Raw genomic sequence first — 12,034 nt, forward strand, 5'->3', positions numbered from 1 at the left:
TTATTATTCTATTATTTTCACCACTTATTCACTATTTCATTCATGTAAAAAAGTAAGCGTCATATACCAAGGTATATGACGCTTACAGTCATTCTCGTTTGATGATAATTTTTTTTGGGAGAAAGCAAGTTTACGAAAGCAGCCGTTCTTGTTCACGTTCCTGTTCGTAATATTCTAAGGCGGTATTGGTAAGTAAATAACCCTCGCCCCAAGAAGTTTGAACCGTTTCTCCTGCTATTCCGTCTTTTTGGAAAGCGATCCGTAATTTCTTAATAAGGATCGAAAGCTGTGCTAAACGAGATTTCGTTGCACCGTCCTTCCAAAGATAGTCACAGAGAGCTTCTCGCGAAATGACTTTGCCGTTTGCTTGATAAAGCTTTTCCAATGCTCGTCGTTCTAGTTTTGATAAAGAGAGTGTTCCAGTAGTTTGGATAGCTGATTCTTCGCCGATTCGATTCCCAACCAGTGAAAGAATCGCTTCCTGTGATACTGGACGTTTTTCCCAGCGGCAAAGGGTTTCTCGAAGTTCTTCGACAGTCGCTGTTTCACTGATCCAACCATCAATGCCTTCTATTTGTTTTTCGGGTTCCTTTTCAAGCTTGCGTAAAATAGTTTTTGACTCTGGCAATACTGCCAAGATTTGCTGCATCTCATTTTCAGAGATCGTTTCGCTAAGAATGACATAATCAAAATAGTTGATCAACGGCAGTTTTCTAGTCTGCTGGGTCATTAAATAAAGCATATTGGAGCAGCAGAAAACTTCATAATTTAAACGCTGAAGCTTTTTTTGAAGCTCCTTCTCCACTAAAATATTTTTTGTTAAAAGTAATATAGATATCATTTCTCCACCTCTTCTTTGGCGTAAGTTTGTCGAAAAACATTTATTTCTAATCTTTCTTTTGAAATTTTTTCTTTAACTGTTTATTCATTTGTTCTGTCATTTTTACACTGACACTGAATAAAATAGCTTTTCCAATAAAAAAGCCGACGACCATGGTGACAAAGACCCACTTCATAAGTACTAAAGGAGTATTCCAGGCAAAAAACTGATTACAAAAGATAAAGGCTGAAAAGATAATGCCAAGATAAGTTGCTTGGATCCAAAAAATTCCTAGCAAATCCACTAAAGGATCAATATAGAAGATGCCGCATCCGACGCCTAATACTAATGAAAAGATCAGAACGGATAGTACATTTTCATTCGTTAGTTCTGCGCCGGTGAAGAGTGCAAACATAATACTCAAGGTAAATATGAACGTAAAGATGATAGTCAATTCCCGAATAACAACCCATTTATTCATACTCACTCCTCCATCCCCAATTGATTCTTCAGATTTCTAACATAATTTCTTGAAATAGAGATCTTTTCATCATTCTTCAACTTCACTATCAGCCGTCCATTAAAGGTAGGACTGATTAATTCAATCTTCTCAATATTAAGAATAACTGATTTGGAGACTCGAATATACTGTGTATCTTTATATTTTTCTTCTAACTGATAGAGTTTCTCTTTGATCTCAAAGACCTCATCTTTAGTATATAAAAAGACCTTCTTCTCTACAGCTTCAAAATAATAGACATCCTTTAATTTTATTTTATGCAGCTGTTCGTCCTTATTTACCCATAAAAAAGCATTTTTCGCTTGTAGAGAATTAATTAATCGCAGCAAATCATCATCTAATGACTTTACCTTTAGGACAAGTTCTTCCTCTCCCTGGTCAATAATATCCACTTTGATTTTGATAGAAAAACCTCCCAACCTTCCCAGAATATTATACATAAAAAATAAATAATATGCTTTTAATTATTAATGTTATTTATTTTTATATGAAAAATTCGCTTGATTGATTTTGTCTATCCATAGAAAATACTGATCATTTTCTCCTTTCAATACATAGTTTCCTCCTCTTACATCATATCTAACCAGCTTTAAATCCTCATCCGGCCGCAATACAATCGGCTTCTTTTTTATAAGTACAGGTTTATTACTTTTTTTATAATATAGTTTATATTCATCCTGCTGCTTCCCGTGCATTAAAATGTTGTAACTGCGATGACTGATAATCTGCTTTTTGATTCGCCGCCAGAACAGATAAATGATTCCTGCGAGTAGAAGAAGTCCTAAAGCAATGACTACAAACAGCAGCCATTTTTGTTTTTTCTTTAAAGCGGTTAACTCCTGCCCAGCTTTATCCGGCACTTTCGTTCGTTCACCAGTTACTAATAAGCGATGAGAATTGACCATATAAGGCGTACATGTAAGTAATGTCACTAGATCTTTGCCTTCTTCGATTCGTAATTGCTCGGTTTCCTCCGGCTTGACTACTTGAACCTTCATCACTTTATAAGCAAATCTATTTCCGCCGATCTCAATATAGAAAAAATCCTTCTTTTTTAGCTTAGGCAAATCGGTAAAAAATTTCGCATTCGACAGTCCACGATGGGCAGAAATCACGGAATGAGTATTTTTTCCTCCGATTGGATAGGACGTTCCTTCCAGCAAAGAAGCGCCGCGTTCGAGAAAAAACTCACTAGTTCGATCGAAAATCGGTAAACGAACATCGATCTTAGGAATCGAGATCGTACCAAGCGTATGATCCGATAAATAATCAGGATTTTTAGAAAAATCCTTTTCCTCTTCTTTTCCAGAAAAAGGATCGCCGCCTGCATTGATTCCTTCTAAAGCCAATTTCGCATTTTTTTCCAACATTCTCTTTTGAGACGCTGCTAAATGTTCCTGATCTTCTCGATTGGCCTTTTCCTGTGCCTTTTCGATAATTTGTTGATCAATATAGGACATGACGGTATTTCCGATAAAAGGATACGCGATGGCTCCAATCCCAAATATTAAAACCAGCATCATAAGGACATCGATGATGATTTTTCTCTGCCATTTTTTCATTGAGCCACTCCCTTAATTGCAAAAACCGAGACTCAAATCGCAATGAATTGATATCCCGGTCTTTGATAGATCAGCTGTTTGCTTTATTCTTCAACTGTTTCTTTGTTGCGTAAGAAGTATGCACCTACCGCAAGCACTGCTACAGCGCCGATTGCGATAATCGCGTAGATACCATTTCCTCCTGTGCCTGGTAAAGTACCTTTGCGTTTGTTTTCTACTTTAGTTTCAGCGTCAACTAGGATCGTTGATGTGTAAGTGCCATAGTCAACAGTGAAAGGAATATCTGAGGTTAATGCTACATAATTATCATTTGGTGTTTTTGTTTCCTCTAACCAATATTGAACTAATGGTTTGCCAACAGTCGCTGGATGTGACGGATCACCAATTGATGAACTTCCAGGTTTTGTTTCTAGTGGCAAAGCAGTACCAGCAGCGTCATGACTAACTGTTCCTTCAAGGCCTTCAACAGTGAACAATCCGCCACCTGCAGAAGTCAATACAAGTGCATCAGCCTTGTTTGTTGACCAGCGAGAAGGAGACGATGTCGTTGCTTGAGCGATCATGTACTCAGTCACGCCATTATTTTTACGTTTCACGATGAATTCTGCACCATCTAAAGAAGTGTCGTTGTCCTGATCAACTTTTTTAAAACGACGCCCATAAGTGATTACGTCATCGCCAGTCCATGGTAATGTTTGTAAGCCATCTGACGGATTATTTTCATATTGCAGCGTTGCTTGGTTATCAATCCATTCATCTGGTGTCGTATTTTCATCTAAATACATACGATATTTGAAGACTAATTTCTTACCAGCATATTTTCCAAGTTTTACCACATCTGGTGTTTGTTTCGTTAAGCTATTATCAGTGTTGAAGAATACATGGAAGATATTGTCGTAGCCAGTTTTGATTGGCGTGCCACCTGGCTCCTCTACGACTGAGAAATCAACATCGTTGATTGGTGTCAAAGTAACGCCGTCGCTCTCAACCACATGTAAACCTTGGTTATCTAAATAATGCAAGTTCGTTTGTGCTTCATCACGTAGGAAAAATTGTGTATAACGATAGACTGGATTTAATGGATCATTATTTGCTAGCCCGTCGATCCCTACTGGTATTTCAAAAGTGATTTTGTATTCAATCGGCTCACCGACAGTAAAATCATCTTTCTCTTCTTTTTCCTTCACTACGCTAATATCATCTGTTTGAGCATTTTTTGGATACAAGAAAAGTTCAGTTAAAGCTGTATTTGTAGGTGTGCCATCCGTATTCATTTTATAGACTGGGAAAATCACGACCATGTTGTCAGCTTTTGCTGTAACATTGCTTGGTGCTGACGTTTCTACAAAAAGATAAACCGCATCTTTTTCAACAGAGTTCACCGTGACCTTGTCTGGCAATGTAAATTTCACATGACCAGAGGCATCGGTAGTTTTTTCAGTACCGACAGCAGTCAAACCAGCCGCACCAGCAGTTGCAATTTCGTCACGCAACTTGTTGACATCCCAAGTTGGGTTAGCTTTCGCTAAATCATAGAATGTTTTCGTTGCATCATAAACTGTAAATCCTACATCTTTTAATGGACGTCCGCCTTGAGCAGTATGCCAAGTCTCGTCTTTTTCACCAGTATTTTGGCGATCTGCGGGCACTGTATCATATGCCCCTTTATAGATATTTACATCTACGTCTGTGGGTGCCGCTTCTGCGATAAGACCATTGCCTAATCCGGCAAAACTGCTGGCCATGAAGATAAGAACACCCAATAAACCCCAAATTTTTCTTTTAATTTTCATGCCTGATACTCCTTTTTTTCATTTTAATATATTTATTTTTTCTTCAAAAAAACAAATCCAATTCCCAAGCCGTACAGCATTCCATTAACAGCTTCCTGTATTTATGGTTTAGCTAGGCTCGCTTCCTTTTTCTTATAACGATTACTGAGAAAAGAACACAGATAAAACCAATCGCCAACAGATAAACTGATTGCGTCATCCCTGTTTGCGGCAACCGTCGATTAGGCAGATTGTAAGAAATCACATTGCTCGTGCCAGTAGATGGCAATTCCTTGTTCTCGCCTTTTTTATTAACGATCTTCAACGGTTCTTTGGTTCCACTGCTGACTTCATTGATCTCAAAATCAATAAAATGATTTTCTGGTAAAAAGTACCCCTCTGGTGCTTTTGTTTCTAATAAGGAGTAGCTGCCATACGGCATTCCCTCTAGCTCAAAGACACCTTGATCATTGGAAGTCAAAAGCAACAGCTCATCGGTATGCTTATTGCCATATTCGGCTGTAACCCATTTCTTTTGTTTCGTTAAATAATGCATCTCTTTGTTCACAACAACAAAGCTGGCATCCTTCAGCACATCCCCAGATTTTTCATCAACCTTTTGGAAGCTTTTCCTGCCAACAACACGCTGGTTGTAAACGATCGGTAGTTTATCCTTTTCTGATAGTGCTCCAACCTCGGTTCCATTGATCAAAATCGGCTGCTGCGGATCTTTAGGGATTTCAACCGAAATTCGGCGGGCCTGTTCAGAAATCTCATAGCCGTCAATCGTCGCAACTTCCTCAAAAAGATAGCTGCCGCTTTTCAGCCCTAGATTGGGTCTAACGATCCCCTCTTGGTCAGAAAGTATTTTTTTCACTCGCTCATCCTTCAACGGTGAATTCTTGATTTCCTTTTCAGAAAGCCAATCGCTGACAGAACCTGCAGTCGTTCTCAAATAGAATTTTTCACCATTCTCATTCTTCGATAATACGAAGCTGGCGCCAGCTAACGGCTTCGTTGTTCCATCCGTTTCCTTCGCCATTTTGACAAAGTATGGTTCACGAATATACGCTCTGTTTTTGGTGTAAACATGTGTTGTTCCTGAAGCAAACAAACCACTGTCTAGGACCAGATAACTAGATAGTCCGGCATGATCGACAGGCAAACTGTCGCCGCTGTCTAACTCAACAATGAGGTAGACTTGCTGCTTATCAGTCGACAATGTGACCGATAACAAACCATCTTCAGTCACTGTGTTCCCGCTGCTGTCAGTATAGCTTCCTCTGGCTGTCTCTTTGGTTTGAACAAAATGGACTTTCGGATAACGGGCCTGAATAGCAGCGAGATCCGTATGAGTAGGCGTTGCCAATATTTCCAGTTCATTGCGTAACAGATTGACTTCATCAGCAATGTACTCTTTTGCTTGATCGAAGGACAGACTCTTATCTGTCATCACATGCTGGCGAAGGTGCTCTCCAACTTCGAAAATTGCAAAGGTTGAACCATTGACTCCATACGAATCTTTTAACAGATCCGCATTACCTAATGCTCCGCCTTGATTGATCTGACTAGGTACTTCTTGATTTACAAATAGACGTTTATGGAGATGGACTTGTGTTTCTGCTCCTACCACATCAGTCGGATGTGTCCATACAAGCCCGGCCATGCAGATCAAAAGCAGAGAAAGAACGTGTTTCAATTTCATCGTCCATCACCTGCCTTTTTTTGCTTGAATCGCTCATTGGCAAAATAGCTGATGACGATCGCAAATGAAATGGCCGCTAGACTGATCATCAAGGTATGACCGTTGCCACCGGTTTCAGGCAAGGTACCTTTTGGTTGGTTTTCCACCGTCACTACATTCGCAGTTGCCAACTGTCCGCCAGTGATCGTGAATTTTATTGTTGTCGATAGCTGTACATACCCCGTTGGTGCTTGGGTTTCAACAAAATAATAGTCGCCTTCCGGCATGCCGGTTATCACTAATTCCCCGACAGGTGTTACGACGTTTTCCAGCTGGAAGTTCCAGACTGAGCCCGTCTTCACTGCTTTATAGGTTCCTTTAGCTGCGGTACCATCGCCGACCTCCAACTCTTCCGGTGCGACCCAAGTAGTTCCAGCCTTGTCGGTAGCTACTTTAAATTTTGCGCCTTTTAAATTCTTATCGTTCGTCGCATCTTTTTTCTCCAGCGTCACACCGCCCTCAGCTCGTTCATTGGTTATGTCATAGGTGATAGTGACACCATCATCAGTGATATCCTTGATCGCCGTTTTGCCGTCGCCAACAATCTTATAGCCGTCAGGTGCTTTTGTTTCTTTCATATAGTACTTTCCTAAAGGCAATCCTGTGATGGTGATTTCTCCTTTAGTTCCGGTACTTTCAACAAATTCGTATTTTTTACTTGTCGTATTGTACTTGTAGACATAATCCTTACCTGTCTCAAATTTGGTCCCCATCTTTGTCTCGGTGGTATCTGGATTGACTAGGTACAATTCGAATTCAGCGCCGTCTAATTTCTCGCCGTCCGTATTTTTCTTCGTCAGTTTTAGGCTTCCGACCTTTTGCCGGTTTTCCCTCGTTACACTGACCGTATCACCATCAGCGGTAATTTCCGCTAGACCAGATTTCCCATTATCGTCGTAAGTATAACCATCTGGCGGAGTTTCTTCCTGAAAGTAATACTCTCCGATTGGCAACCCGTCAACGATGATTTTCCCTTTTTGACCGGGTGTTCCAGTATCTTCTTTTAGCTCATATACTTTGGTTGTACTGTTGTATTGATAAAGGTAATTCTTGCCTGATTCCAATAAAAACTGCGGTGTGATAAACTCGTCGCCATTTTTCTTACGCAGCGTGAATTTGGCGCCGTCTAATTTTTCACCAGTATCTGCATCCTCCTTAACTAAAGTGATTTTTCCTTTAGCTAATTGGTTATAGGCACTGACAGCCACGCCTTCTTCCGCATTTTTATTGATCGTAAAGTAATACTTTCCAGGTTCATTTTTTCCATCTGGTGGAATGATATCCAACTTATCCGTATACCGCGGATCGGGATTATTCAGTTCGACCAAACAATAATTTCCATCAGTTAAACCCTCGTAGAGCAAGACTCCATTACTATCGGTTTTCTTTTTTCCGCCTGTGATTGTGACATAGGTATTTGAACCGGGGGAATCTTCTTTTCTTAATTCGAACTCAACGTCCTTTAGAATCACTTGGGTGTCCTTGTCCATCTTCTTCAAGCGAAATGTGGTTGGTGGTACGCGGGTTGCACCACCGCCCCAGTTGCTGACAGTAACTTTACTTGCGTCACTTTCTTCACCAGCCGTATTGGTTTCCCAATAAACCGTCGCTTTATTTTCAATGACCGAACCTTCACCTAAAGTTGTTGAACAGGTAATTCTTGTTACGAGTGCAAAGGGATAATTATCATGGGTTTGATCACTGTCAACGCTGAAATATTTTTCATACGCTTCTTTCGTCTTCTCGCCTCGGGAAGCCGTCATCTTCCCACTCGTTACAGCAGCATCAATCAACTCCCATATTCGCTCTTTGGTACTTTTGGCCGCATTTCCAAATAGCAGCAGCCCATTACTTCTGTCATTCGTTAGATTGGGCAAGTCTTTAAAATTCATCACTAGCAAATTGTCAGAGGTAACCCCATAACAAGGATAAGTATGGCTTTCGATCCGACTCTCAAAGTCTGCATCTGATTCTGAGCCGCCTTGTGTGAGCTTCTCTAAAGGCTGACTAGTATTTGTATTGGTCGCACTTAACAACTGGAACGAGCCAAGGTTGTCCGAAGTCATTTTTCCATTCTCATCTGCTGCATAAATGTTCATATACATGGAATATTCTTCTAATGTCAATGTTGGATCCAGCTGATCTTTTAAGACGACCTTTTTATACAGCTCAGGACTGTCATCCTCGAAAGCCTTTTTGTAATTATCCATCATAATCGGAATGTTCCAATAGACCCTGTTACTGTTATTAGTGGCCCCACCATTTTTGGTAATTGGCTTTTGATCACCAATCGGGTTTCCTGGAAAAGATTCAGATGGCTTGGGATCAATTTCAATTGGATAACTACCTGTTTCGGTATTCCCTGTTGAACCACCGCTACTTTCTTTACTCGCTGTTCCATAAGCTGTCGCAAAACAATCATCTAAGCCGTTCCAGCCTTTTTCTACCGCATCATTGAAGGTGATCTTTAAGTATTTTTTACCTTCTTTCGTTTCTAATGTCATGTCACCGATCTTTTCACCAGAGTTTTCGTAGAACGGCACACTGTTACTAACAGTAGAAAAATTGAAGTATTCTTCTGGTAACGCAATGTAGATATAATCGCCATCCTTTAAATTAGCAGATGACGGAACTGTAAATGTATAGTCGAAGTAGACACCATCGCCAACCTTTATTGTCGGTTGCGGCTCTTGTTTTACTCCGTCCTTTACAATGTAAACAACCTGATCGCCGCTTCTTTTGATATAAATATTGTTTAACTTCATATCATTGATTGCACTGGTTTTGTCAGTAGCTGCAAGTGGTGCGATTCCACCGCCTAATGTGTTTACTTTCTGACTGCTTTCAGAATTCTTCTTTTTAGCAGCACTTTTTTTACCAGTTTCTTCTTGCTTCAAGTTCAGATGGAACTCGTGTTCATTAAAAAAGTTCAATGTTACTTGTGATAGTGAACGTACATGATCAGCTAGTTTAAATTCAAAATTCACTTCTTCAATCGATGCCTGCTGATCACTGTCGTTAACAATCTTCAATTGATTGTTCTCAATTGAAACGTTGATTTCTTTATTGTGATAAAGTTTTTGGTCATTCGTTGTGATTTCTTTGGGAAGATCAAACGTCTCTTTCTTGTTTTCTGCAATTGTCAAATCAAAGTGTGAAACGATTGACGCATCGGGCACAACTTCTTGGGCAAGCGCTCCTCCTTCAATATCAGTCAGCTGGAAATTTTTTACACTGCCGCTTTCTGCAGTTTGCAAATTTTCAGCGATTGTTTGAAGCGGAAAACTAGACAAGACCATCAGCAAGATCGAAAGAATCGACCACCAATGCTTTTTGAATTTGCTCATAATACCCTCCTTTCACTTGTGACTTTTTTCTTCCTTTTAATTGGCTATCCCCTCCGCTTCATCTCTGATGCATTTATTTCAAAGCGAATTAAATAATTTTGATCATTCATAAGAACACTCAATCTTCAGCTTATGGAAATAAACGTAAAAAAATCATTTTGAAATCATTTTTATTATATTTCTACTATTTTTATGTGACAATATTTTTGGAACAAGATGCATCACAACAGAATAAGAGGTTAAAATTAAGTACTAAAATTTTTCTTTTTTAATTAAAATTAATATTTAATTCTTAATTTATTTATCATTAATACAAAAACATTTTCATTTACATAGAATTCTAATTATTTTGATGAATAGTAAAATAATTTATACACTTGTCACGAAAATAATAAAACTAAACAATTGGAAATAAATGATCCCGACATATAAAAAACCGCATCCAATAAAATTGGATACGGCTTTACGCTCAATTATAGTTTTGTCCATTCTCCGGTCATTCGATATTTTTCAGCATAATCCTCAGCTTGTGAGACGATTTTCGGATCATATTGGCAATAGGCTAACAATTTTATAGCATTGCTGCCAGTAGTTACCCCCTCACGCAAGGTATAATCAAACGAGATATACTCGTTTGTAATCACTTCGCGAAAATGATAGTTTTCGTAGCGTTCGCTTAAAATTCGACTCAGCTCTACATCGTGTGTTGCTAAACAAATAAAACAATCCAAACCGGAAAATTCATTTAAGATGGTCGATGCAGCAGCAATACGTTCCACCATGTTGGTTCCCTTGAACATCTCATCCATAAAAATCATGGCATACTCCTTCGATTCAGCGATTTTCAAGAGACGTTTCAGTGACTTTATTTCAGCCATGTAAAAGCTGGCTCCCGTGACGATATCATCTTTAAGATTCATCGAGCTATAAACATGACACGGCTTGAAGGTATAGCTTTTTGCCAAGCAGGTGTTAAAAAGCTGGCCAAGAATCGCATTGACTGCCAAGGTTCGAGCAAAAGTGGATTTTCCACTCGCGTTTGAACCAGTAATCAAAAGCTTATTGCCAATACTATGTGTATTAGCCACAGGTTCTTTCAGTAACGGATGAACGATCTCCTCAAATTCCACCTTCTTCTTATTACGAAACGTCGGATGACAATAATCGGACAAGCTCTCTCGATACGATGCGATCGAAATACAAAGTTCGATATAGCCAATCGTTTCATATAGCTCCAACGCTTCAGTACGATACTTTTTAAACAACTTGACCATCGCATTGTAGGCATAGGCGTATAAAGAAAAGTATGCAGTAACAATCAGCATCAAACTGTTTGATGAACGAGATACTTGAACGAGATAATCTGCCAAAGCTGTAATATTTTTAAAGACTTTAAGGTTTTCACGAAGCTGCTCTGTTTCTTTTTTGAATCCAGGGAGTTCTAGGCTTACCATTAACTTTGCCGCCCGAATCATTCGTGTAAACATCCCTAAAGCTTCAAAGGCTTGATAAATTTTTCGCAACACGATAGAAAATAGAACAATCCCCAAACAAAAGCTGAGGCAGACCGCTAAAATACCATAAGCACTATCAATAGTCAGCCCAATCAAACTCCCAATACTCAGTATCGTCACTAAAATAACCGGCAGCATGGATACTTGAGGAAAATTACTTGGTTCTATCAACAGATCAATCAACTGATTATTCGTCCTTCGTCCAATTCGATAAAAGGCAAACTGCAGCCGTTCACGCGCTTGGCTATCCGTACTGATATTTTGAACAGCTTCTTCAAAATGACTCAAATCCGGATTCTTTTGTTTTCTAAAAAAGTAATAGCTGTATTCATCTCCAATACTCGACTGTGTATTTTTTATCCGCTTAAACAACTCGTCCATAGTTAAATCTGCCCAAGTAATATCATCAATCATTTGTTCATTGTTTTTCCTGTAATGGTAAAACTTTTTCATACTAGTATAATCTCGTTCATCTAACTTCCACTCCGGAACTTTCCCATATTCCGCTCTAATCTGCGCTTGGACTTTTTGCTTCCAACGAGTCAAAAAATAAACATACAGCAGAAAAAAGAGACCCAGAACCCCTAAAATGACTCCATAAACCCCGATATCTCCCAAAAAATGACCCTCACATTCTTTTTGTCTCATTTTACCATCTAACTCAGTAATCACGAATGCTCTTTTTCTTATTAATAAGGATAAATAGAAAATATTCAATTGATTTTAAGTAATTGAAATACTCCTCTATTAACGTA

General features: G+C 39.2%; 8 protein-coding genes. All 8 read right to left on the reverse strand.

Going from position 1 to position 12,034, the window contains the following annotated elements:
• Nucleotides 1-130: 130 nt before the first annotated feature.
• The gene (locus IGI67_RS09505) at nucleotides 131-841 is read right to left on the reverse strand and encodes a winged helix-turn-helix domain-containing protein (RefSeq protein WP_429957538.1); all 711 of its coding nucleotides are present in this window, start codon (nucleotides 839-841) and stop codon (nucleotides 131-133) included.
• Nucleotides 842-887: 46 nt separating this feature from the next.
• Nucleotides 888-1,301: a hypothetical protein gene (locus IGI67_RS09510; protein WP_429957539.1), complete on the reverse strand. Its 414-nt coding sequence runs from the start codon at nucleotides 1,299-1,301 to the stop codon at nucleotides 888-890.
• Nucleotides 1,302-1,303: 2 nt separating this feature from the next.
• Complete coding sequence (locus IGI67_RS09515; RefSeq protein WP_429957540.1) at nucleotides 1,304-1,759, reverse strand: LytTR family DNA-binding domain-containing protein; 456 nt, start codon at nucleotides 1,757-1,759, stop codon at nucleotides 1,304-1,306.
• 54 nt (nucleotides 1,760-1,813) lie between these two features.
• A complete protein-coding gene (locus IGI67_RS09520; RefSeq protein WP_429957541.1) occupies nucleotides 1,814-2,902 on the reverse strand; it encodes a class C sortase in 1,089 nt (362 codons plus the stop codon).
• A gap of 83 nt (nucleotides 2,903-2,985) precedes the next feature.
• Nucleotides 2,986-4,695, reverse strand: a complete 1,710-nt coding sequence (locus IGI67_RS09525; RefSeq protein WP_429957542.1) for a SpaH/EbpB family LPXTG-anchored major pilin — start codon at nucleotides 4,693-4,695, stop codon at nucleotides 2,986-2,988.
• Between the two features lie 112 nt (nucleotides 4,696-4,807).
• The gene (locus tag IGI67_RS09530) at nucleotides 4,808-6,379 is read right to left on the reverse strand and encodes a SpaA isopeptide-forming pilin-related protein (RefSeq protein WP_429957543.1); all 1,572 of its coding nucleotides are present in this window, start codon (nucleotides 6,377-6,379) and stop codon (nucleotides 4,808-4,810) included.
• Complete coding sequence (locus tag IGI67_RS09535; RefSeq protein ID WP_429957544.1) at nucleotides 6,376-9,765, reverse strand: SpaA isopeptide-forming pilin-related protein; 3,390 nt, start codon at nucleotides 9,763-9,765, stop codon at nucleotides 6,376-6,378. The genes IGI67_RS09530 and IGI67_RS09535 overlap by 4 nt, the downstream gene beginning before the upstream one ends.
• 473 nt (nucleotides 9,766-10,238) lie before the next feature.
• Nucleotides 10,239-11,897, reverse strand: coding sequence for a MutS-related protein (locus tag IGI67_RS09540; protein ID WP_429957545.1), 1,659 nt, complete (start codon nucleotides 11,895-11,897; stop codon nucleotides 10,239-10,241).
• Between the last annotated feature and the right edge of the window lie 137 nt (nucleotides 11,898-12,034).

The organism is Enterococcus sp. AZ196, from assembly GCF_050498845.1.
Classification (GTDB): Bacteria; Bacillota; Bacilli; order Lactobacillales; family Enterococcaceae; genus Enterococcus_A; species Enterococcus_A murrayae.

Coding starts and splice junctions, on each gene's coding strand:
- IGI67_RS09535 (WP_429957544.1), bottom strand. CDS start 9,765: ATGAGCAAATTCAAAAAGCATTGGTGGTCGATTCTTTCGATCTTGCTG.
- IGI67_RS09505 (WP_429957538.1), bottom strand. CDS start 841: ATGATATCTATATTACTTTTAACAAAAAATATTTTAGTGGAGAAGGAG.
- IGI67_RS09510 (WP_429957539.1), bottom strand. CDS start 1,301: ATGAATAAATGGGTTGTTATTCGGGAATTGACTATCATCTTTACGTTC.
- IGI67_RS09520 (WP_429957541.1), bottom strand. CDS start 2,902: ATGAAAAAATGGCAGAGAAAAATCATCATCGATGTCCTTATGATGCTG.
- IGI67_RS09530 (WP_429957543.1), bottom strand. CDS start 6,379: ATGAAATTGAAACACGTTCTTTCTCTGCTTTTGATCTGCATGGCCGGG.
- IGI67_RS09525 (WP_429957542.1), bottom strand. CDS start 4,695: ATGAAAATTAAAAGAAAAATTTGGGGTTTATTGGGTGTTCTTATCTTC.